Genomic DNA, 24249 nt, shown 5'->3' on the forward strand with positions numbered 1-24249 from the left:
GCTCTCCATCTTATTGTTGTTTTGACCAGATCGCCTGCCAGCCTCGCTCATTGCTGGCAGCACCTTCACGGGTAACAAAGATTCCCGGTGCGCAAATCAGCGTCTGGTTGTAATAAATCAAGGGGATACGCTCACGTTGCCACGGCGGCACACCTAATTCCTGCCACAGTTTTTTCATGTCGCGGCCACCTGCACGCCCTTGCAGATGATAATAGCCGCGCGCCTGAAAACGAATGTTGATCGATTCGCCTGCGGAAGGTTGTCGTAAAAGGGCCATTGCCGTATCGGCCTGCAATTCTCCTATACCACCGGGTAATGGCAGCGAGTAGCTGCGGTCATGCCAGGTTAGCGAGTGCTGACTTAGCGATGGCTGTGAAGTGAGCCAATAGAGTCGTTCACGATAACGATGAAGTTCAAACAGGCCAAAACGCAGGCAAGGATTCGCATCTCCACGGCTGAGCATTACCTCGTCGGTAATACGTTTTAACGCTGAACGTGAAGGCATTGTGCCCCCCTGCAATGCAATCCAGCGCCGCAGCAGCGCATGCCGTCGCGCTTCGCTCATCGCTAACAGCGGAGTAAAATGCAGTGCGTCTTGGCCGTCGGTAAGTTGTGTTAACTGCTCCGCCAGCAATTCATCCAGCAACTGCTCTTGCTCGCCACAAAGGGCGGCACTGCGCGCGCTGGCTGCACTGAAATGCGGCCAGCGCGCCTGCAACAACGGCAGAATCTGCTGACGCAAAAAGTTGCGGTCATAACGGCTGTCGGCGTTACTTTCGTCTTCAATCCAGCTTAACTGCTGTTCTGCCGCATAGGCTTCAAGCTGTTCACGGCTTACATCCAGTAGCGGGCGCAGATGGAGATGCCCCTCAATTTCGCGCTGCACCGGCATCGCGGCTAATCCAGCCGGACCACTGCCACGTTTGAGTGCCAGCAGCAGCGTTTCGCATTGATCGTCGAGGTGCTGAGCAGTCAGTAAGCACTCACCGGGTTGCAGCTGTTGAAACAGGATTTGATAGCGCGCCTCACGCGCTGCAGCCTCGATACCCTTAGCGGAACCGTCAACCTGTACATGCAGCACTTCGCAGGGAATGCGCCACTGCTGACAGATCTGCAGGCAGTGCGCGGCCCAACTATCGGCATTCGGGCTTAATCCGTGGTGAACATGTAACGCACGCACGTAAAGCTGCGGCAGTTGGCGTTGCCAACTGACCAACTGATGCAGCAAGACCGTGGAGTCCAGTCCGCCACTGAACGCCAGCACACAGCGGGCGTCGGGTGTCAGCAACGAAGCAAGATGGGAAAAAGACATAGCGCGTTCCATCAAAGCGGGCCGCCTGATTGCGACCCACAGCGGACGCTAGTTTACGCCTGATACAGCTCCAGCGGCAAACCGTCTGGATCGGGGAAGAACGTGCAGGCTTTACCGGTTAAGGCATCAATACGGATCGGTTCGCACACCACGCCTTTCTCCGCAAGGGCGGCAATCGACAGCTCCACGTCATCAACACAAAAAGCCAGATGGCGCAGACCACAGGCTTCCGGGCCACTGACGCGCGCAGGAGGAGTGGGGAACGAGAACAGTTCAATGGTGTATACGCCATTCAGCCCCAGGTCCCCTTTCCACGAGTCGCGCTCGGCTCGGTAGTATTCGCCCAACAATTCAAAGCCTAACACGTCACAGTAAAACGCCTTACTGCGCTGGTAGTCGGTGGCAATAATGGCAATGTGGTGGATCTGTTTTATCTGCAGCATAGCGGCTCCGGTTTTCACGTTAGCCGCATACCCTACGTGCTCTGCGCGGCGCTGAAAAGAGGCAATTATCCGAACTTAGTCAACGTTCTCCTCCCGTAGCACACGAACCAGGTAACGGCCATCTTCGGTGAGCGTTGCCCCATGAATATCGGTTTCAAATCCAGGATAGTGCCGCCCGATAGTGCAGAGCATCAACAGGAAATCGAGTACGGCCCGGCTCTCCTCGGTGACCATTTCCCCTGGCATCACCAGCGGCACGCCCGGAGGATAAGGCAGAATCATATTGGCGGAAATGCGTCCCACCAACTCGCGGATATCCACCGTTTCAACGAATCCCTGCACCTGACGTTGAAATGCCTGGTGAGGTGTCATCTTCGATTCTGGCAACACATCGAAGGCTTTAAGCATCAGGCGCGGCAGATCGTGTTGTAGGATCAGTTGGTGAATGCCCTGCGCCAGGGTCTGAATGCGCATATTACGGTAGAAGTCGGGATCTTCCGCATACAGATCCGGCAACATGTTTTTTACCCGCAGGTTGAGATCGTAGGCGCGTTTAAACTCGGTCAAACCGCGCAGTACGCTCATGGCCTTGGTTTTATCGATGCCAATACTGAACAGGAACAATAAATTGTATGGTCCCGTTTTCTCGACCACTACCCCACGTTGATCGAGGAATTTCGCCACCAGCGAGGCCGGAATGCCCTCTTCCGCCATGTGGCCCAGTTCACTCATGCCCGGTGTCAGAATGGTGACTTTAATCGGATCGAGATACATGTGATCGCGATCGGCATGCGTAAAGCCGTGCCACTCCTCTTCGCCCGGCTGGATCGGCCAACACTCGGCTTCATCAATCTGTTCCGGTTGCCAGATATCAAAGAACCAGCCGTCACACTCTTCGCGTAGACGCTGTATTTCACGCCGGAAATGCAGGGCTCGCTCTACCGAGCGATTAATCAGCCGTTTGCCCGGATTGCCACGCAGCATCGCCGCGGCGGTTTCGATGGATGAGACTATCGCGTAACTCGGCGATGTCGTGGTGTGCATCATGTAGGCTTCGTTAAAGGTGTCATGATCGTAATCGCCTTTGATGTGAATCAGCGAAGCCTGTGAGAAAGCGGCCAGCAGTTTGTGTGTTGATTGGGTCTCATAAATCACCTTACCGGGAATGCGATCCCCGCTCATGCCACTTTTACCGGCGTAAATCGGATGGAAATTGGTATAGGGCACCCACGCAGAGTCGAAGTGGATCGATGGGACATCCAGCGTTTGTTTGATGTACTGCGTGTTGTACAGCAGCCCATCATAAGTAGAGTTGGTGATCACCGCATGCACCGGCCAGTTGGCGCGTGGCGTGTTGTTTACCTTTTGCTGAATGCTGTCACGGGTGAACTCACGCTGTGGAATGCCGCCGAGAATACCGAGCGCATTGCGGGTCGGTTTGAGCCAAATCGGAATGATGTCGCTCATCATCAGCAAATGCGTGAGTGATTTATGGCAGTTGCGGTCAATGAGTACTGTGCTACCCGCTGGCGCGGCATACATCCCCACAATTTTGTTCGACGTCGATGTACCGTTGGTCACCATGTAGCTTTGTTCTGCGCCGAAAGTTCGCGCCACATACTCTTCTGCTTCAAGATGCGGACCGGTGTGGTCGAGCAGCGAACCGAGTTCCGTTACCGAGATCGACACATCCGCCTTGAGGGTATTGGCACCAAAGAAATCATAAAACAGACTGCCCACCGGGCTTTTCTGGAACGCGGTACCGCCCATGTGGCCAGGTGTGCAAAAGGTGTATTTGCCCTCTTTCACATAGGTGAACAGCGCCTTGGTCAGCGGCGGCATGATTTTGTCGATGTATTCATCGGTGTATTGGCGGATATGCAAGGCGATATCGTCAGCCGCATTGAGCGCGTACTCGAAGAACTGCAACGCCATGCGCATTTCATTAATGCTGACATCCATTTGCGAATGGGTGTTGATGAAGGCGTAGAGCGGCAAATATTCATTGAGCTGATTGATGTCGCTACACAGCGCCAGACTGTAATCGTCCCAGTCAAAAATCACGCCACAGATGCGCGGATTGTGTTCAATAAGCTTGAGCAGGTCGCTGGCATTGTTGGGATAAACGGTCTGGAAGCCTTGTAATTTGAGCGCTGCGTCCAGTTCGCGAATCGGTTCATCTTTGTAGAACGCGCCGTGCGGTCCCATGATCGCAATAATATTCAATGCTCACCTCCTGTGGTGTTATGGCACTGAATAAGGATAGCGAAAACTGGCGGGTGAATGTTCTGGAAAGGTGTGCTGTTAATGAGAGGTTTCGCTGTAAGTCGTGTGCAAGGTCCAGAGTAGGCCAGCCCGATCGCAAAGGAAACACGCATCCATGCAGATCTGCCGGGCCGTCCATGGCCCGGACGCTTTGCTATTCGGGCTGGCCTTCTCTGGCCGGTTAGATTGTTATTGCTGCCCAATCCACAGTCGTCTGTTTGAGCCCCTCATCATTTAGGACAGTTCAAGGAGTAAATGGACGCCTTGCACTTCGGACTGGCCTTTACTGGACCACGCAATGAGCGCATAGCAACGACACCTAAACTAAAGACATAAAAAAAGCGGACCTCAGTCCGCTTCTCTTCACTCATTACAGCTTGCTTTATGCGTAGCCGTAGCTCATCAGACGCTGATAGCGACGGTTAAGCAACTCTTCGGTGCTCAGCACGTCGAGATCGGCCAGATCGGCTAACAGCTGTTTCTTCAACGCCCCAGCCATGTCGACTGGATGACGATGCGCGCCGCCCAGTGGCTCTGGAATGATTGAGTCAATCAGCTTCAACTCTTTCAGACGATCGGCAGTGATGCCCATCGCTTCCGCAGCCAGTGGCGCTTTATCGGCGCTTTTCCACAGAATCGACGCACAACCTTCCGGTGAGATCACCGAGTAGGTGCTGTACTGCAGCATGTTCACTTTATCGCCCACGCCAATCGCCAGCGCACCACCGGAACCGCCTTCACCAATCACGGTACAGATGACCGGGATTTTCAGGCCAGACATCTCACGCAGATTACGCGCGATAGCTTCGGACTGACCGCGCTCTTCTGCGCCCACGCCCGGATATGCACCCGGCGTGTCGATGAAGGTAATCAGTGGCATCTTGAAGCGTTCAGCCATCTCCATCAGTCGCAACGCTTTACGATAGCCTTCTGGAGCGGGCATACCAAAGTTACGACGGATCTTCTCTTTGGTTTCACGACCTTTCTGATGGCCAATCACCATCACTGGACGACCATCAAGACGGGCAATACCGCCGACAATCGCTTTGTCATCGGCATAGGCGCGGTCGCCTGCCAACTCATCGAAATCATCAAACGCGTTGCGGACATAGTCCAGCGTGTAAGGGCGCAGCGGGTGACGCGCGAGCTGCGCAACCTGCCAGGCACCTAAATCGGAGAAGATTTTACGGGTCAGCTCAACGCTTTTTTCACGTAGACGCTGCACTTCTTCATCCAGATTAATATCGTGTTTCTCATCTGAACGGCCAATTGACTTCAGCGAGTCGATTTTCGCTTCCAGTTCTGCGATTGGCTGTTCAAAATCCAGGTAATTAAGACTCATAATGTTCCTGTTTTAGTCAAACTCCAGTTCCACCTGCTCCGATCCTACTAACGACCGCAAATCGTTGAGTAAACGATCGCTGGGCGAAATTCGCCACGCTGCACCAAAGCGCAGCTTCGCCCGCGCATCTGCTCTCTGATAATAGAGATGCACCGGAATGGTCCCGGAACGATGAGGCTCCAGAGACTGGCGGAGACGGTTTAAAAGCTGGTCATCAATTTGCCTGTCCGTCAGCGAGATAGCAAGTCCGCGCGCGTATTTTTCCCGCGCTTCGTCGATGTCCATCACTTCTCGAGCGGTCATTTTAAGGCCACCGCTAAAGTCATCAAAGCTGACCTGTCCACTGACGATCAGGATACGGTCTTTCTCCAGCAACTGCTGGTATTTATCTAACGCATCGGTAAATAACATCACTTCCAGACGACCAGAACGATCGTCGAGAGTACAAATACCAATTCGGTTGCCGCGCTTGGTGACCATCACGCGGGCGGCAATCACCAGCCCCGCGGCGATGGTTACTTTACCACGATCCGTTGGATGCATGTCCTTCAGGCGCATGCCGCCAACGTAGCGATCGATCTCTTTCAAATACTGATTGATGGGATGACCCGTGAGGTACAGCCCGAGCGTCTCACGTTCGCCATCCAACTGAATTTGTTCAGGCCAGGGCGTAATATTGGTATAGGACTTCTCAACCTGCTCTGGCTCTTCTGCCAGCACGCCAAACATATCCGCCTGACCTGTGGCTTCCGCTTTCGCGTGCTGGTCCGCCGCTTTCAGCGCATCGCTGAGCGCACTCATCAAGGCGGCACGATGCGGGCCCAGACGATCGAATGCGCCCGACATGATCAGCTTTTCCATCACACGTCGGTTGATCTTCTTGGTATCGGTGCGCGCACAGAGATCAAACAGCTCTTTGAAGTAGCCGCCTTCGTTTCGCGCTTCAATAATCGCTTCGATCGGACCTTCACCTACGCCTTTAATCGCGCCGATGCCGTAAACGATCTCACCTTCATCATTGACGTGGAACGGATACAAGCCGGAGTTAATGTCTGGCGGCAACACTTTCAACCCCATGCGCCAGCACTCATCCACCAGACCAACCACCTTCTCGGTGTTATCCATATCCGCGGTCATCACCGCCGCCATAAACTCGGCGGGATAGTGCGCTTTTAGCCATAGCGTTTGATATGACACCAAAGCATAGGCTGCCGAGTGCGACTTGTTAAAGCCATAACCGGCGAATTTCTCTACCAGATCGAAGATCTTCATCGAGAGTTCGCCATCAACACCCATGCTCTCGGCACCGTCCTGGAACACTGAACGCTGCTTGGCCATCTCTTCGGGTTTCTTTTTACCCATAGCACGGCGCAGCATATCCGCACCGCCCAGGGTATAACCCGACAGCACCTGAGCGATCTGCATCACCTGTTCCTGATACAGAATGATGCCGTAGGTCGGTTCCAGCACCGGCTTCAGGGTTTCGTGCTGCCACTGAATATCCGGATAGGATATCTCTTCACGACCGTGCTTACGGTCAATGAAGTTATCTACCATGCCTGATTGCAGCGGCCCCGGACGGAACAGCGCCACCAGTGCGATCATATCTTCAAAGCAGTCCGGCTTAAGACGTTTGATCAAGTCTTTCATGCCGCGCGATTCAAGCTGGAATACCGCCGTGGTTTCCGAACGCTGCAGCATATCGAAGCTTTTCTTGTCATCCAGCGGGATGGCGGCGATATCGATCGGCTCCAGCCCCTCTTTGGCGCGGCGCGGGTTAATCATCTTCAGCGCCCAGTCAATGATGGTGAGCGTGCGTAGGCCAAGGAAGTCAAACTTCACCAGCCCGGCATATTCCACATCATTCTTATCAAACTGGGTGACCGGGAACTGGCCGTTTTCATCGCAGTAAAGCGGGGCGAAGTCGGTGATTTTGGTTGGCGCGATCACCACACCACCGGCGTGTTTACCGGCGTTACGCGTGACACCTTCCAGCTTACGCGCCATATCAATCAGCGCTTTGACCTCTTCATCTGCCTCGTAGATTTCCGGCAGTTGCGGTTCCGCTTCAAAGGCTTTTTCCAGCGTCATGCCGGGATCGGGCGGGATCAGCTTGGAGATACGATCGACAAAACCATACGGATGACCGAGCACGCGCCCCACGTCGCGGATAACCGCTTTCGCCGCCATGGTTCCGAAGGTGATGATCTGTGATACCGCTTCACGGCCATACATCTCAGCAACGTGATCGATGACCTGGTCGCGCTTCTCCATGCAGAAATCGACGTCGAAGTCAGGCATCGACACACGCTCTGGGTTGAGGAAACGTTCGAACAGCAGGTCAAACTCCAGCGGATCAAGGTCAGTGATTTTCAGCGCATAGGCCACCAATGATCCTGCACCTGAACCACGGCCCGGCCCAACCGGAATGCCGTTATCCTTCGACCACTGGATAAACTCCATCACGATCAGGAAGTAGCCCGGAAATCCCATCTGGTTGATAACGTTAAGTTCAATCTCCAGACGTTCATCGTATTCTGGTCGCTTTTCAGCACGCAGTTTGTCATCCGGGAACAGGAATTCCAGACGTTCTTCCAGCCCCTCGCGCGATTTCATCACCAGGAAGTCTTCGGTACTCATTTCACCGGTGGGGAACTGTGGCAAGAAGTACTCACCAAGGCGAACCGTGACGTTACAACGCTTAGCAATCTCTACGCTGTTTTCCAGTGCTTCTGGGATGTCCGAGAACAGCTCGCACATCTCCTCTTCACTGCGCATATATTGCTGAGGACTGTAATTGCGCGGACGCTTGGGATCGTCCAGCGTATAGCCATCGTGGATGGCAACGCGAATTTCATGCGCGTCAAAGTCTTCCTCGTTGAGGAAACAGACTTCATTGGTCGCCACCACCGGCACGCCCTCGGCAATCGCCAACTCAACGGCGGCATGCAGATAGGTCTCTTCATCGGCACGCCCGGTGCGCGTCAATTCAAGGTAGTAGCGGTTTGGGAAATGTTCCTGATAAAAACTGAGACATTGCGCCACCAGCGCGCTGTTACCACGTAGCAGACTCCGGCCAACATCACCACGGCGTCCACCGGAAAGCAAGATGAGCCCTTCGCCTAATTCAACCAGCCAGTCACGATCGATAATCGGCCCTGCGATGCCATAGCCACGTTGATAGGCTCGTGAAATCAGCAGCGTCAGATTTTGGTAACCGGTGTTATTGGCGGCGAGTACCGTCAGTTGGGTCAGCTCATCACCCATCAATTCACTGGCAACGTGGAAGTCCGCACCGACGATCGGTTTTACCCCTGCATCGTGCGCGCTACCGTAGAATCGCACCAAACCACAGAGGTTGATGTAATCGGTGATGGCAATCGCCGGCATGCCGAGCGCAGCCGCCTTTTTGACCAGCGGCTTGGTTTTCGCCAGGCCATCCACCATGGAGTAGTCGCTATGGACGCGCAGATGTATAAAACGAGGATCAGCCATATCAGTTTCCGGTTAAAACAGCGTCAGGCTATTAAAGCGTAGTTGGCTGACGCGCGGCCAGCACATCAGCATCAATCAAAGCATTACGCACCGGCGCAAAGCTGCGACGGTGATGAGGCGTGGCACCAAACTGCGCCAGTTTTTCCATGTGCAACGCGGTCGGATAGCCTTTATGTTGGGCAAACCCATATTCCGGAAACAGCAGATCCAACTCTGCCATTTCACGGTCACGCGTCACTTTGGCGATAATCGATGCAGCGCTGATCTCTTGCACCAGGCTATCGCCCTTCACCACTGCCTGAGAGGGCATCGGCAGCGCCGGGCAACGGTTACCATCGATCAACACAAAATCTGGCGTGACAGACAAGCCCGCAACGGCACGCTGCATCGCCAGCATGGTAGCGTGCAAAATATTCAGCTGATCAATCTCTTCAGGCTCGGCACGGCCAAGACTCCAGGCCAGCGCCTTTTCTTTGATCTCGTCATACAAAGCCAGACGACGTTTCTCAGAAAGCTTTTTTGAATCGGCCAAACCCACGATTGGATTAGCGGGATCGAGGATCACGGCAGCCGTAACCACCGCACCAACCAGTGGACCGCGTCCGACTTCATCAACGCCCGCAATACATTGTGCGTTGGGATAGATAAACTCAGCCATTGGCGATCTCCAGCACGGCATCCGCGGCCTGCTCATCGGCGTTCCAGCGAATCTGTTGGTGTAATTCATTGAAGGTGTGCATCAGTGCATCACGCTCTGGCCCTGCATGAAGCAGAGGTTCCAGTGCTGCGGCCAGCGATTTCGGCTGACACTCATCCTGCAGCAACTCTTTGACCAGCTCACGGCCCGCCAGCAGATTAGGCAATGATACGTAGGGTGTTTTTACCAACCGCTTTGCCAACCAGAAGGTGAACGGCTTCATGCGATAGCCCACCACCATCGGACACTTCGCCAGCATGCACTCCAGGGCGGCCGTCCCCGATGCCAAAATTGCAGCATCGCTGGCGATCATCGCCTGGCGACCTTTGCCATCCAGCAAATGCATCGGTAGCTCTGGCGCAACCTCGGCTTTGATATGCTCAAACTGCTCACGACGCTTGGCATTCACCAGCGGCACGACAATTTCCAACGTCGGATATCGTTGGCGCAGCAACTGCGCCGCACGCAGGAAATCAGCGCTGAGCATTTCCACTTCCGCACCGCGGCTACCAGGCAGCAAACCAAGGCAAATAGCATCATCAGCAATACCTAACTCACGGCGTGCTGCAGACTTATCGGGCTGCAGTGGCATCGCATCCGCCATGGTGTGGCCAATAAACCGGCACGGTACGTTGAAGCGATCGTAAAACGCTTTTTCGAACGGCAGGAACGCCAGCACCAGATTGGTGTTGCGACCAATCTTGAATACACGTTTTTGACGCCATGCCCAAACTGACGGACTGACGTAATGAATGGTGCGAATACCCGCGCGCTTGAGGCTACCTTCCAACGTAATGTTGAAATCCGGTGCATCAATGCCGACGAACACATCTGGTTTGAGTTCGGTTAAGCGCTGCGTTAAATCTTTGCGAATTTTTAGCAAGCGGCGCAAACGGCCGAGCACTTCGACAATGCCCATGACCGCCAGCTCTTCCATCTCATACCAGGCTTCACAGCCTTCGGCTTGCATCAATGGGCCGGCAACGCCGACAAAGCGGGCATCGGGATGGCGCGCTTTCAACGCACGAATAAGACCTGCACCAAGAATATCGCCGGAGGTTTCTCCGGCGACCAAGGCAATCGTTAAGGGACGCACTGACATGGATTAACGAATCAATCCACGCGTTGAACGAGCAAAGAAGTCGTAGAAAGGCTGCACTTCGCTGTGTTGTTTCGCCAGTTCTTCGATCTCTGGTTTCACTTCATCCAGCGTTTTGCCGCTGCGGTACAGTAATTTGTACGCATTACGAATCGCGTGCAGGGCTTCTTTGCTAAAGCCACGACGCTTAAGCCCTTCGATATTAATGCCGAACGGTGTCGCGTGGTTACCCTGCGCGATAACATACGGCGGGACATCCTGCGCCACGCCTGAACAACCGCCCACCATCACGTGCGCACCAATGGTGCACCACTGATGCACTGCCGTCATGCCGCCGATAATCGCAAAATCATCAACCGTCACGTGGCCGCCCAGGGTCGCGTTGTTGGCGAAGATGCAGCGATTACCAATCACGCAGTCATGGGCAATGTGCGCATTGACCATCAGCAGATTGTCACTGCCAATTTTAGTCAGGTTGCCACCTTGCGTGGTGCCACGATGAATGGTGACGCTTTCACGAATACGGTTGCGTTCGCCGATTTCAACACGCGTTGGCTCACCGGCATATTTCAGGTCCTGATTCACTTCGCCAATTGAAGCAAACTGATAGATCTGATTGTCTTTACCGATACGCGTATGGCCATTCACCACCACGTGCGATTTGAGCACCGTACCTTCACCAATCTCCACGTTAGCACCGATAAAGCAAAACGGGCCGATGTGAACATTGGCGCCAATAACGGCACCCTCTTCAATAACAGAACTGGGATGAATACTGGCGGTTGAATCAATCACTAATTATGCCTCCCGGCTACGGGCACACATCATGGTCGCTTCACAGACAATCTTGCCGTCTACTGTTGCCACGCCTTTGAAGCGTGTCAGACCACGACGAGTTTTCTCGAAGGTCACTTCCATGATCATCTGATCGCCCGGTACTACCGGACGCTTGAAGCGGGCTTCGTCGATACCAGCGAAGTAATACAGCTCACCGGGTTCCAGTTTCCCAACGCTTTTAAACGCCAGAATACCTGTTGCCTGCGCCATAGCTTCCAGAATCAGAACGCCTGGGAAAATCGGCTTACCAGGGAAATGTCCCTGGAAAAACGGTTCATTAACAGAAACGTTCTTCACCGCACGCAGGTATTTATGCTCTTCAAATTCCAGCACGCGGTCAACCAGCAAGAATGGATAGCGGTGCGGCAGCAGTTCTAAAATCTCTTCGATTTTCAGAGTATGCGTTTCAGTTGTCAAAATACTCTTCCTGTCCTAAAAAATCTGATGGCAATAATAACACGGCCTGCACAGATCAAAATGATCCTCCGCAGGCCGCAAATCAGTTCGTTGGCGTAACGCTTTCTTGAGAGACTTGTTGCTTCGTTCGGGTTAAGCCGATGAAGAGACAAAGTACGCTGCTTTATTATGAAAGCGGGTCGCGGAGATGCGTTTAGTCGTCTTTGCCGACCTTACGTTCGATGGCTTTTAAGCGTTTGCTCATTTCATCGATGTTCATCACCAGCGCTGCCGTTTTACGCCAGGTTTTGTTGGGTTGCAGTGGAATACCCGAAGAGTAAACCCCTGGTTCTGTGATTGGGCGCATCACCATGCCCATACCGGTAACGGTCACTTTGTCACAGATTTCCATATGGCCGTTAATGACGCTGGCGCCGCCAATCATACAATAACGACCAATCTTCAGACTACCCGCCATGATCACACCACCAGCAACGGCAGTGTTATCACCAATCACAACGTTGTGTGCAATCTGACACTGGTTATCTATGATAACACCATTGCCGATCAGAGTGTTATCCAGAGCGCCGCGATCAATGGTAGTACAGGCACCAATTTCTACCCGATCACCTATCACAACGGTACCCAACTGCGGAATTTTAACCCAATTACCACGGTCGTTAGCATAACCGAAACCATCAGCACCGATCACGGTACCGGACTGAATCAGACAATCCTGACCGATCTGGATCTCATGGTAAATCGTGACGTTAGCCCACAAACGGGAGCCACGGCCGATACGCGTCTGCTTACCAACAAAACATCCTGCGCCAATCACGACGTCGTCACCCAGCTCAACGCCGGATTCGATCACCGCATTTGCACCCACCGACACGTTCTTACCCAGCTTCGCAGTGGGATCGATTACCGCACTAGGCGCGATATTTTGCGCGGGCTGCGGCGTTGTGTCCAGCAGTTGTGCCATACGGGCATAGGTCAGGTAAGGATTTTTCACCACCAGGGCGGCCGTTTTACACCACTCCAGATCCGCTTCCGTCAGCACCACGGCTGAAGCCTGGACAAGAGCGAGCTGCTCGCGGTAGCGGCTGTTTGCAAGAAAAGTGATTTGACCAGTGGTGGCGGATTGCATAGAAGCAATGCCGGAGATGGCGATATCGCCATCTCCGTGCAATTCTGCATCCAACTGCTGGGCTAAATCAGCCAGTCGAATTGAAGACATCAATTATTTAACCTGTTTTACAACGTCAGCAGTGATGTCTTTAGCATCAGCAGAAGAGTACAGCACAGCCTGAGAGTCCAGCACCAGGTCGTAACCTTCGCTTTTCGCTACAGACTGAACAGCGGTCTGGATTTTAGCCAGCAGCTTGTTACGCTCCTGCATCTGACGAGACTGGTTGTCTTTGTCGAAAGCCTGCGCTTTCTGTTCAAAGGCAGCACGCTCAGAAGCAATCTGCTTCTCTTTCTTGGTACGGTCGCTTGCCTTCATGGTTGACGCATTACGCTGCAGATCCTGGATTTCGCCCTGGATTTTCTGCTGTTGCGCCTGGAGGTCAGAAGCACGGCCTGAGAACTCACCCTCAAGCTGCTTAGCAACAGCGGCACGCTGCGGAGACTGCTGGAAAACCTGGCTCAGGTTCACAACGGCGATTTTATCGGCCGCTTGGGCACCCGCAGAAGCAGCTAATGCAACACCCAGAGCAGCAGCACAGAACAACTTTTTCACTATAAACTCCTTACCTCAACGTGTGTGTTTGCAGCGTGTCACGCGTCAGCGCGACACGGGTGCAAGACGATATTTTCACTTCCTTGTTCAGAACTTTACCAGGTTTTACCAATGTTAAACTGGAACTGCTCTGACTTGTCTCCCTCGACTTTCTTCATCGGCTGGGCATATGAGAATACCAGCGGACCTAACGGCGACATCCATTGCAGGGCAACACCTGCAGAGACGCGAATATTATTCGGATCGCTGTAGTCCGGAATGCCAGCCGCACGTGTTTCTGCGGTATTCTGCCATTTCGTATCCCAGACCGTACCGGCATCCATAAACACCGAGGTACGTACTGAGTTAGCATACTTCTCGCTCAGGAACGGCGTAGGCGTGATCAGCTCGAGGCTGGCAATCGCCATGGCGTTACCGCCCACCGCATCATCTGACTTACAGATACCGTTAGGATCCGTCAGATTACAGGTGGATGAGTGATCGTTCAGGTACGCAGCTTTAGGACCAATGGTGTTGGACTGGAAGCCACGAACCGTACTTGAACCACCGCCGTAGAAGTTCTCATAGAACGGCATCTCTTTTCCACCGAGTCCGTCACCATATCCGACACGGCCACGGCCCAGCACTACCCAGGTACCGTCACGGTTCAACGGCACGTACTGCTGAGAATCCAACGTTGCTTTGTAGAAGGCGTTATCAGAACCCGGAATCGTCACTTTGCCGTTCAGGTTGGTGCGGTTACCCTTGGTAGGGAAGAAGCCGCGGTCCAACGTGTTGTACGTCCAACCGTAGTTGAAGGTGAAGTCATCTGCTGAGAAATCACCGTCATCATTCAGACCCTGATGACGACCTACCGAGTCAAGATAACGCCACATCGCAACCTGCGGCTGCATATTGGACAGATCGTTATGTACATATCCTAAGCCAACACGCAAGGTGTTGTTTTCGTTAACTGGGAAGCCCAGCGTACCGTCTACACCATAACTTCTGTTGGTGTAGTCTGACAGGTCCGCATCATCGGCTTTAAAGTCGTTATAGAATACGCGGCCACCCAGGCTGACACCGTCGACCGTAAAGTACGGATCGGTCAGTGAGAATTCAGCATAGGTTTGGTAATCGTTCTTCGTCCCGCTGATGCCAACGGTATTACCGGTGCCCAGCCAGTTTTCCTGGGTCACACCCACCTGGAAGCTGACGCCACTTTCCGTACCGTAACCGACACCAAAGTTGAACGTACCGGTGTTACGCTCTTTGACCTTGTAGACCACATCAACCTGGTCCGGAGAACCTGGTACACGCTGGGTGTCTACATCGACCGTTTCAAAGTAACCGGTTCGGTTCAGACGCTCTTTACCCTGGTCAACCAAGTCGCTGCCTAACCACGCACCTTCCATCTGACGCATTTCACGGCGCAGAACCGCATCTTTGGAGGTGTCATTACCTTCAAAGCGAACTTTGCGCACGTAGTAACGGTTACCTGCATCAACATTGATGTGCAGCTTGACAGTTTTGTCCGCATCGTTAATTTCTGGCTGTGTCACCACACGCGGATAGGCGTAACCGTAGCGACCCAACAATTTTTTGATGTCATCTTCCATCTGGGTCACTTTGGTGCCGTTATACAGCTCACCCGATGGAATACGCGTCATTTTTTCGATTTCAGCCGAATGACCCGCCATGCTGCCGTTAACAATCACGCCAGCAATTTTGTACTGATCGCCTTCAGTCACGTTCACGGTGATATAGATGCCTTTTTTATCTGGCGTCAGGCTCACTTGCGTTGAATCGATATTGAAGCGCGCATAGCCGCGATCCAGATAGAAGCTGCGTAAGGTCTCAAGATCCCCAGCCAACTTCTGTTTCTGGTATTTGCGATCGCCCACTACGTTCCACCACGGCACTTCATCACGCAATGAGAAGCGCGAGATCAATTCGTCGGAGCTAAATGCTTTGTTACCGACAATATTGATCTGCTGGATCTGTGCAGATACGCCTTCCTGGAAGACAAATTTCAAGTCCACGCGGTTACGTGGCAGCGGCGTCGCAATGGCTTTGACGCTGGCGGTGTATTTACCGACGCTGTAGTAGAAATCTTCCAGACCCTTCTCAATAGAAGAGAGCGTCGTGCGGTCAAGTGCTTCGCCGACACGCACACCGGAGGCTTCAAGGTTCTGCTTCAGCTGATCTTCTTTCACCGCTTTGTTACCGGAGAAAGTGATGCTGGCAATGGTCGGACGCTCTTTCACCTGAACAATCAGGGTATTTCCGTCACGCAGAACCTGGACATCTTCAAAGTTGCCGGTGGCGAACAGTGAACGAATGGTGTTTCTGACATCGTCATCAGAAACCGTATCACCGACACGTACCGGCATGCTGAGCAGAGCCGCGCCGACGGCGACTCGCTGGAGACCTTCGAAATGAATGTCCTTCACTACGAAATCGTCTGCACCGTACACGGTGGCGCTGCTAAACAGCAGCGACGCTATGAGCAACTTTTTCATCGCCATCGTTGTTATGCGTTTTCCTAACACATCCCGCGCCTGTCTGCGTTCCAGCTATTACAGGCGTGAGAAATCATTGAAAAGTGCAAGCCCCATTAATAACACCAGCAGTATTGAGCCAATGCGATAACTGAAGTCCTGAACTCGCTCGGACACCGGTCCACCTTTGATCTTTTCGATCGCCAGAAAGAGCAGATGTCCACCATCTAATACCGGCAGAGGGAACAGGTTGATGATGCCCAGGTTGACGCTGATCAGCGCCAGGAACATCAGATAGTAAATCACCCCGTACTCAGCGGATAACCCAGCACCTTGCGCAATCGAGATTGGCCCGCTCAGGTTATTCAGCTTCACATCCCCGGTTATCAACTTGCCCAGCATTGAGACCGTTAACTTCATCAGCTGCCAGGTTTTGACACTGGCTTCACCGATGGCGGCAAAAGGTCCATACTGCCTTACCGTTTTGTACTCGTCTGGCAGCGGAATCACGCGTGGAATGACCCCCGCAAAGCCTTCCGCATCATTTCCCGGTTTCGCTTCCGGCGTTAACGTCAACGCCACCGATTCGCCGTTTCGTTCGACTTCCAGCGCCATGTTTTTGCGCGGATTGTCGCGTACCTGTGCCGCGAAAGCCTGCCATTGCGTTAACGGCTGACCATCGACTTTAACGATCCTGTCGCCTGCTTGCAAACCGGCAACGCTTGCCGGTGAGTTTGCCTGAACTTCCGCTAAGGTCGTTTCAATCTGCGGCCCACGTGGACGAATACCTAACGCCACGACCGGGTCCTGCTTATCGGGCTCAAATTGCCAGTCGCGCAAATCCAACTGCTTTTGCTGCGTGGCATCTTCACCAAATTGCGAGACGGTAAGCGTGGCATTGTTGTCGCCGATTTTACCGATCAGCGCCATACGCACAGCATCCCAATCAGGCGTTTCGATACCATCTACTGCTTTAAGTTCCATCCCGGAGGTAATTTGCGCTTCTGCAGCCACCGAACCGTTCAGAATTTCGCCAACAACAGGACGTACGCCAGGTACACCGTGGATGAATACCACCCAGTAGGCGAAAACGGCAAAGATGAAGTTGGCGACAGGACCGGCGGCAATAATGGAAGCGCGTTGCAGCACGGTTTTGTTGTTGAAAGCCTGATGACGTAGCTCGGCAGGGACGCTCTCGACACGTTCGTCGAGCATTTTGACATAGCCGCCAAGTGGGATAAGCGCAATGACGTATTCCGTTCCCTGGCGATCACTGCGGCGCCATAGCGCCTTACCAAAGCCAATAGAGAAGCGTTCGACTTTCACGCCGCAGCGGCGGGCCACCCAAAAATGGCCGAATTCGTGAACGGTAATCAGCACGCCAAGCGCCACGATAAAGGCGACAAAACTCCAGAGTATGCTCAACATGGTTGCTAATCCTCAGAGGGTGCGGAACACCAGCAGCAGCAAGCAGGCAAACACCGGCACCGCAGCTGTCAGGCTATCGATACGATCGAGGATACCACCGTGCCCCGGAATCAAGTTACCGCTGTCTTTGATACCCGCTTCACGTTTAAACATGCTTTCGGTCAGGTCACCCAATACCGAAGCCAGCGTGGCAATCACGGCGCAGATGACCAGCGTGCCTGGCGCCACCGTCAGCGGCGCTAGCATCGCAAACAGCCAGGCAATAATAGCGGAGGAGAGCAGGCCACCAAAGAAGCCTTCCCAGGTTTTTCCCGGTGAGACTTTCGGTGCCAGTTTGTGTTTGCCGAACAGACGCCCAAACATGTAGGCGCCGGAATCAGCCCCCCATACGATGAACATCACGAACAGCAGCCACCATGCACCCGCGAAGTGGTCAGTATCATAGTGATATTGACGCAACGCCATCATGCCCCAGAAGAAGGGGATAACCGTGAGGAGACCAAAGATGAGGCGCAGCGGGCGCGAATGGCGCCACAGTGCAGCCGAAGCAGGATAGAAAAGCACCAGAACCAAGGCGACGATCCACCAGCCCAGAGAAACCCATAGCGAGCCTTCCATCTGGTATTGATGCAGATTACGTTGGTAGGGTTGCAGGGTAAACAGCATCGCCGCCAATAACAGGCCGCAAAGCACCGCCAGCCAGATACGTTGCTGACGCGATGCCATACCGGCAAACTGCCCCCATTCCCAGGCGGCCAGCATGCAGATGATGATCGTTATAATCGCAAAACCAGACAGCGGTAACCAAAACAGTGCAGCGATCACCAGCGGAATTAAAATAAACGCGGTAATCAGACGAGACTTCAGCAAAGGTTACCCCCAGATTGCTCAGGCGCCACCTGGTGCAGCGCCGCCGTAGCGTCGCTCCCGCGTAGAGAATGCATTCAGTGCACCTTCAAAAACGTGTTCATCAAAATCAGGCCAAAGAACATCGGTAAACCAAAACTCAGCATAGGCGATCTGCCACAGCAGGAAGTTGCTAATCCGATGCTCTCCCCCGGTCCTTATCACTAAATCCACCGGCGCCAACTCCTGCATACACAGATAAGGAGCTAAGCTTTCTTCGGTTATTTGGTCAGGACGTAACAAACCTTCCTGAACCTGTTCAGCCAGTTTTCTGGCACCCTGGATAATATCCCAACGTCCACCATAGTTGGCAGCAATGTTGAGGGTCAGTCCATTATTTTGCTGAGTCAGTTCTTCGGCGCGGCGAATGCGTTCCTGAATACGATTGTTAAAACGACTGATATCGCCAATGACGCGCAGACGCACGTTGTGTTTGTGCAGGCTTTTGACTTCGCTGTCGAGCGCCCAAACAAACAACTCCATTAATGCCGTCACTTCCTGTACTGGTCGGCTCCAGTTTTCACTGCTAAACGCATAAAGCGTGAGCGCTTCCAGCTTGTGGCTAACCGCAAAGCTGACAGCCCGGCGTACTGATTTTACCCCGGCTTTGTGGCCTGAAATACGCAGTTTGCCCTGATTTTTTGCCCAGCGACCATTACCATCCATAATGATGGCCACGTGACGTGGCGTACAGTACGACTCGTCATCGATTGTGTTGTGATTGTTGGACGACATAACGCGTAATAATTCCTTTCATCAGAAATGCTGTGGTTTCTGAATACATTGCGCCTGCGGCAAACTCCAGCCATTCTGCCGGATGACATCGAAACAATGTCGGGCCATGAAACGCGAGCGAGCGACTATACCATTTTCACCTTGAGCGAACAAATAGCGGTAAGTATCAACCTGCTAAACGAAAGCGTGGTAGCAATTCATTGGCACAGATTCGGGCTAACCGATCGATTTCCATCACATCATCAATGTTGCTCGGTTCCTGGCACTGCAGAGAGGCCAGCACTTCGCTATTCATGGCTGCAATATCGGTAAAACGAATCTGATGCTGTAAAAATGCCGCCACGGCCACTTCATTCGCCGCGTTCAGCGTTGTCGTCGCCGCCTGCCCTGTTGAGCACGCATCAATGGCCAGCTTCAGGCAGGGGTAGCGCGCATAATCCGGTTCATCAAACGTCAACGCCTTCATTCGGGTGAAATCAAGCGGCGTGACACCGGCTGAGATACGCGCTGGCCATGCCATGCTGTGCGCTATCGGCGTTCGCATATCGGGCGAACCTAACTGCGCCAGCACACTGCCATCGCAGTAACGCACCATAGAGTGAATCACCGATTGCGGATGCAGGATAACTTCCATTTGTGCGTCAGTGGCATTAAACAGCCAGCGGGCTTCAATGTATTCAAGACCTTTATTCATCATGGTGGCCGAATCAACAGAGATTTTACGCCCCATTGACCAGTTCGGATGTGCACATGCCTGGTCTGGCGTCATGGCCGCCAAATCGGCTAATGGAGTGTCACGAAAAGGACCACCCGATCCCGTAAGGAGAATGGAATCAATGCCATTTCCCCGCAGATCAGCGTACCCCAACTGATGCTGTATGGAAGCGGGTAAACTCTGAAAAATGGCGTTGTGCTCGCTGTCGACCGGCAGCAATTGAGCCTGATGATGGCGCACCGCCTCCATAAACAGACGGCCGCATGTGACAAGGGATTCTTTATTGGCAAGCAGCACCGTTTTGCTGGCACGAATCGCGGCCAGTGTCGGCTGGAGACCCGAGGCGCCAACAATCGCCGCCATCACCTGATCGACCTCATCCAACGCAGCCAGTTCGCAGGCTGCCTGAACGCCGGAGAGCACTTCAGTTTGAAGGTTCAGTGCTCTCAGTCGCTCACGCAGGGCCTGTGCCGAGGTCTCATCCGACATCGCGGCATAACGCGGCTTAAATTGCTGACACTGTTCTGCCATCAGCGCCACATTCTGGCCGGCAACCAGCGCGGTGACCTGATACAGGTCTGGATTTGCCGCCACCACTGCCAGCGTGCTGGTGCCAATCGAACCCGTGGAACCCAGCAAAGTTAATCGCTTCATCATGCTATCCCTGTGAGGTTGTGAACCGTGCCCGCAACTGCGCCGGGCACAATGTAAAACGCCGCCAGAGTCGCACAACGTCTCTGAACGGCGTTTTATACCCGTCATAGTAAAAATCACATCCAGATTGGCTGCGACTCATACCATTTCGGGTATAGATAACTTGATGGAATTAGAAATCCATCAGTTCCTTTTCTTTGTCGGCCAGTGCTGCATCAACGTGTTTGATGTATGCATCGGTCATTTTCTGGATCTCATCCTGCGAGCGACGTTCGTCGTCTTCGCTGATCTCTTTGTCTTTCAGTAGTGCTTTGATCTTATCGTTGGCATCACGGCGCACATTACGGACAGAAACACGGCCCTGCTCCGCTTCACCGCGCACGATCTTGATCAGATCTTTACGACGCTCTTCCGTCAGCGCTGGCAGTGGCACACGAATATCGCTGCCTGCTGAGCTCGGGTTAAGCCCCAAGTCAGATGCCATAATGGCTTTCTCAACGGCTGCGCCCAATGAACGATCAAACACGTTGATTTTCAGCGTACGAGAATCTTCTACCGTGACGCTCGCCAGCTGACGCAGTGGCGTAGGAGTACCGTAGTAAGGCACCATAATGCCGTCGAGCAGTGAAGGCGAAGCACGACCGGTGCGTACTTTGCTGATTTGGTTTTTAAATGCATCCACACATTTTTCCATGCGCGTGTCAGCATCTTTTTTAATGTCGTTAATCACGTTAAAACCCTTGGATTCGGTTTGACCTGGCCACATCCGGCGTTCCAGAAGTGGTATCGATAAACATCGATCATCCTGTTACCCACCATAATTCGAGCTGCAAACGCATTGTTGACACTGAAATTATGTGAAGTAATGGCGCGGTGACCCAGCATCGCGCCCACAGAATATACCTTATTTTATCCTGCGTCGGGTATTAATGCGTAATCAGGGTGCCTTCTTTTTCACCCATCACCACGCGACGCAGCGCGCCAGGCTTGTTCATATTGAAGACACGGATCGGCAGCTGATGGTCGCGCGCCAGTGTAAAGGCGGCCAGATCCATCACTTTCAGCTCTTTATCCAGTACTTCGCCATAAGACAGCTGCTCGTACAGCGTAGCATCCGGGTTTTTCACCGGATCATCCGAGTAAACACCATCGACTTTAGTGGCTTTCAACACCACATCCGCTTCGATTTCAATGCCGCGCAGGCAAGCAGCAGAGTCGGTAGTAAAGAACGGGTTGCCCGTACCCGCGGCGAAGATCACCACACGGTTGTTACGCAACAGGCTGATGGCTTCTGCCCAGCTGTAGTTATCACACACGCCATTCAGCGGAATCGCGGACATCAGTCGTGCGTTCACATACGCACGGTGCAATGCATCACGCATTGCCAGGCCGTTCATCACGGTTGCCAGCATACCCATATGGTCACCGACCACACGGTTCATACCTGCCTGTGCCAGGCCAGCGCCACGGAACAGGTTACCGCCACCAATAACCACACCCACCTGGATGCCCAGCTCAACCAGCTCTTTCACCTCTTGCGCCATACGGTCAAGCACGCTCGCGTCAATACCAAAACCTTCGGCACCTTGCAGTGCTTCGCCACTCAGTTTTAGCAGGATACGTTGATATACAGGTTTTGCGTTGGTCGCCATGGTCAATTCTTCCTGGAAGATATGATGAATGAGAAGTTAAATCTGATCGATCATCCGCTTAGCAAGCGAGAAAAGCTATTGGGATGAGACTGAAAAGTGGTCCACGCAAAACGCAGACAAAAAAGAACCGCCTTCCGGCGGTTCTTTCGGAACATTAAGACTGTTTGGACATTGCAGCAACTTCTGCTGCGAAGTCAGCTTCAACTTTTTCAATGCCTTCACCCACTTCGAAGCGGATGAAGTTGATGACGTCTGCGCCTTTCTCTTTCAGAGCCTGGCCAACGGTTTTGCTTGGATCGATAACGAAAGCCTGACCGGTCAGAGACACTTCGCCGGTGAATTTCTTCATACGGCCATCAACCATTTTCTCTGCGATTTCTTTTGGCTTGCCAGACTGCATGGCGATGTCCAGCTGTACCTGGTACTCTTTCTCTACCACGTCAGCAGACACGTCTTCTGGCTTAACGAACTCTGGCTTGCTTGCAGCAACGTGCATAGCAACTTGCTTGCTCAGCTCTTCATCAGCACCGGTGGTTGAAACCACAACGCCGATACGTGCACCGTGCTGGTAGCTGTTCAGCTGAGCACCTTCCAGGATAGCAACACGACGGATGTTGATGTTCTCACCGATTTTAGTAACCAGCGCTACGCGTTCTTCTTCGAACTGCGCTTTCAGAGCTTCAACATCAGTCACTTTACCTGCAGTGGCTGCATCCAGTACTTTGTCAGCGAAAGCCTGGAAACCAGCATCTTTAGCAACGAAGTCAGTCTGGCAGTTAACTTCCAGAATCATCGCGTAACCGTCAGCGATTTTAGTTTTGATCACGCCATCAGCAGCAACGTTGCCTGCTTTCTTAGCGGCTTTGATCGCGCCAGATTTACGCATGTTCTCAATCGCCAGCTCGATGTCGCCGTTTGCTTCGGTCAGCGCTTTTTTGCAATCCATCATGCCTGCGCCAGTACGCTCACGCAGTTCTTTTACCAATGCAGCGGTAATTTCAGCCATTCCAGAATCCTCGATTCGTCTCTGTGTGCGTTCACACTGTCAGAAACTTGTTGCGGAAAATTTACTCTGCCCCGCTTACCCAAAGGAAGCGTGACAAACTTAGATAAATAAAAGGGGCCTGTGCGGCCCCCTTAACAGATATATCCAGCATATTTCGCATGGCAGATGCGTTGGCTGCTCTCGTTCACCCACATCACTGACTCAAGTCAGCTCAGTGGGCTTCTCTCGGTTGCCGCCTTCCTGCAACGCGAACTATTTTGGATAAAACATCTGATGTCTAAGGGCTCTCAGAAAGAGCGAACCTTATTAAGCTTCAGCAGCTTCTTCTGCCTGCTCAGCCAGATCCTGTGAACGGCCTTCGCGCACGGTAGTCGCAACAGCAGTCAGGTACAGGCTTACAGCACGGATTGCATCGTCGTTACCTGGGATAACGAAATCAACGCCGTCTGGATCAGAGTTGGTATCAACGATAGCAAATACTGGGATACCCAGGTTGTTTGCTTCTTTGATAGCAATGTGTTCGTGATCAGCGTCAACGACGAACAGTGCATCCGGCAGACCGCCCATATCTTTGATACCGCCCAGGCTGTTTTCCAGCTTGGCCAGTTCACGAGCACGCATCAGTGCTTCTTTCTTGGTCAGTTTGTCGAAAGTACCGTCCTGAGACTGAGTTTCCAGGTCTTTCAGACGTTTGATTGACTGGCGAACAGTTTTCCAGTTAGTCAGCATGCCACCCAACCAGCGGTGGTTAACGAAGAACTGGTCGCAGCTCAGAGCTGACTCTTTTACCGCTTCGGCAGCAGCGCGCTTAGTACCAACGAAAAGGATTTTGCCTTTACGTGAAGAGATCTTCTGCAACTCAGCCAGAGCTTCGTTGAACATTGGTACAGTTTTCTCAAGGTTGATGATGTGAACTTTGTTACGAGCGCCGAAGATGAATGGCTTCATTTTCGGGTTCCAGTAACGGGTTTGGTGACCAAAGTGAACACCAGCCTTGAGCATGTCGCGCATTGAAACAGTTGCCATGATTACCTCTAAAGTAT

At 53.0% G+C, this 24249-nt stretch carries 20 protein-coding genes; all 20 read right to left on the reverse strand.

Features of this window, described 5'->3' with window-relative positions; genetic code table 11:
- Window positions 1-10: 10 nt before the first annotated feature.
- Window positions 11-1312, reverse strand: a complete 1302-nt coding sequence (tilS, locus tag LK04_RS14890) for a tRNA lysidine(34) synthetase TilS (RefSeq protein ID WP_039331190.1) — start codon at window positions 1310-1312, stop codon at window positions 11-13.
- 53 nt (window positions 1313-1365) lie between these two features.
- Complete coding sequence (locus LK04_RS14895) at window positions 1366-1755, reverse strand: VOC family protein (RefSeq protein ID WP_039331192.1); 390 nt, start codon at window positions 1753-1755, stop codon at window positions 1366-1368.
- A 75-nt stretch (window positions 1756-1830) separates the two neighbouring features.
- Complete coding sequence (locus LK04_RS14900; RefSeq protein WP_039331194.1) at window positions 1831-3981, reverse strand: lysine decarboxylase LdcC; 2151 nt, start codon at window positions 3979-3981, stop codon at window positions 1831-1833.
- A 421-nt stretch (window positions 3982-4402) separates the two neighbouring features.
- Window positions 4403-5362: an acetyl-CoA carboxylase carboxyl transferase subunit alpha gene (accA, locus tag LK04_RS14905; RefSeq protein WP_039331196.1), complete on the reverse strand. Its 960-nt coding sequence runs from the start codon at window positions 5360-5362 to the stop codon at window positions 4403-4405.
- 12 nt (window positions 5363-5374) lie between these two features.
- Complete coding sequence (gene dnaE, locus LK04_RS14910) at window positions 5375-8857, reverse strand: DNA polymerase III subunit alpha (RefSeq protein WP_039331198.1); 3483 nt, start codon at window positions 8855-8857, stop codon at window positions 5375-5377.
- Window positions 8858-8888: 31 nt separating this feature from the next.
- Window positions 8889-9515 (reverse strand): ribonuclease HII, encoded by a 627-nt coding sequence (gene rnhB / locus LK04_RS14915; protein ID WP_039331199.1) that lies wholly within the window; start codon window positions 9513-9515, stop codon window positions 8889-8891.
- Complete coding sequence (gene lpxB, locus LK04_RS14920) at window positions 9508-10656, reverse strand: lipid-A-disaccharide synthase (RefSeq protein WP_039331201.1); 1149 nt, start codon at window positions 10654-10656, stop codon at window positions 9508-9510. The genes rnhB and lpxB overlap by 8 nt, the downstream gene beginning before the upstream one ends.
- Window positions 10657-10659: 3 nt before the next feature.
- Window positions 10660-11448, reverse strand: a complete 789-nt coding sequence (gene lpxA, locus LK04_RS14925) for an acyl-ACP--UDP-N-acetylglucosamine O-acyltransferase (RefSeq protein WP_039331203.1) — start codon at window positions 11446-11448, stop codon at window positions 10660-10662.
- 3 nt (window positions 11449-11451) lie between these two features.
- On the reverse strand, window positions 11452-11907 hold the full coding sequence (gene fabZ, locus LK04_RS14930) for a 3-hydroxyacyl-ACP dehydratase FabZ (RefSeq protein WP_013507953.1): 456 nt from the start codon (window positions 11905-11907) through the stop codon (window positions 11452-11454).
- Window positions 11908-12100: 193 nt separating this feature from the next.
- A complete protein-coding gene (lpxD, locus tag LK04_RS14935) occupies window positions 12101-13126 on the reverse strand; it encodes a UDP-3-O-(3-hydroxymyristoyl)glucosamine N-acyltransferase (RefSeq protein WP_039331205.1) in 1026 nt (341 codons plus the stop codon).
- A gap of 3 nt (window positions 13127-13129) precedes the next feature.
- Window positions 13130-13630, reverse strand: a complete 501-nt coding sequence (locus LK04_RS14940) for an OmpH family outer membrane protein (protein ID WP_039331207.1) — start codon at window positions 13628-13630, stop codon at window positions 13130-13132.
- 95 nt (window positions 13631-13725) lie between these two features.
- Window positions 13726-16137: an outer membrane protein assembly factor BamA gene (gene bamA, locus LK04_RS14945; RefSeq protein ID WP_039331209.1), complete on the reverse strand. Its 2412-nt coding sequence runs from the start codon at window positions 16135-16137 to the stop codon at window positions 13726-13728.
- A gap of 51 nt (window positions 16138-16188) precedes the next feature.
- The gene (gene rseP, locus LK04_RS14950) at window positions 16189-17538 is read right to left on the reverse strand and encodes a sigma E protease regulator RseP (RefSeq protein ID WP_039331211.1); all 1350 of its coding nucleotides are present in this window, start codon (window positions 17536-17538) and stop codon (window positions 16189-16191) included.
- Between the two features lie 12 nt (window positions 17539-17550).
- On the reverse strand, window positions 17551-18408 hold the full coding sequence (gene cdsA / locus LK04_RS14955; protein WP_039331213.1) for a phosphatidate cytidylyltransferase: 858 nt from the start codon (window positions 18406-18408) through the stop codon (window positions 17551-17553).
- An 18-nt stretch (window positions 18409-18426) separates the two neighbouring features.
- Window positions 18427-19179 (reverse strand): (2E,6E)-farnesyl-diphosphate-specific ditrans,polycis-undecaprenyl-diphosphate synthase, encoded by a 753-nt coding sequence (gene ispU, locus LK04_RS14960; protein ID WP_039331217.1) that lies wholly within the window; start codon window positions 19177-19179, stop codon window positions 18427-18429.
- A 166-nt stretch (window positions 19180-19345) separates the two neighbouring features.
- Window positions 19346-20548, reverse strand: a complete 1203-nt coding sequence (gene ispC, locus LK04_RS14965) for a 1-deoxy-D-xylulose-5-phosphate reductoisomerase (RefSeq protein WP_197063324.1) — start codon at window positions 20546-20548, stop codon at window positions 19346-19348.
- A 172-nt stretch (window positions 20549-20720) separates the two neighbouring features.
- The gene (gene frr, locus LK04_RS14970) at window positions 20721-21278 is read right to left on the reverse strand and encodes a ribosome recycling factor (RefSeq protein ID WP_039331333.1); all 558 of its coding nucleotides are present in this window, start codon (window positions 21276-21278) and stop codon (window positions 20721-20723) included.
- A gap of 196 nt (window positions 21279-21474) precedes the next feature.
- A complete protein-coding gene (gene pyrH, locus LK04_RS14975) occupies window positions 21475-22200 on the reverse strand; it encodes a UMP kinase (RefSeq protein WP_039331221.1) in 726 nt (241 codons plus the stop codon).
- A 154-nt stretch (window positions 22201-22354) separates the two neighbouring features.
- Window positions 22355-23206, reverse strand: coding sequence for a translation elongation factor Ts (gene tsf, locus LK04_RS14980; protein ID WP_039331222.1), 852 nt, complete (start codon window positions 23204-23206; stop codon window positions 22355-22357).
- A gap of 306 nt (window positions 23207-23512) precedes the next feature.
- On the reverse strand, window positions 23513-24232 hold the full coding sequence (gene rpsB / locus LK04_RS14985; RefSeq protein ID WP_034829491.1) for a 30S ribosomal protein S2: 720 nt from the start codon (window positions 24230-24232) through the stop codon (window positions 23513-23515).
- Window positions 24233-24249 lie beyond the last annotated feature (17 nt).

This window comes from Pantoea vagans, assembly GCF_001506165.1.
GTDB classification, from domain to species: Bacteria; Pseudomonadota; Gammaproteobacteria; order Enterobacterales; family Enterobacteriaceae; genus Pantoea; species Pantoea vagans_C.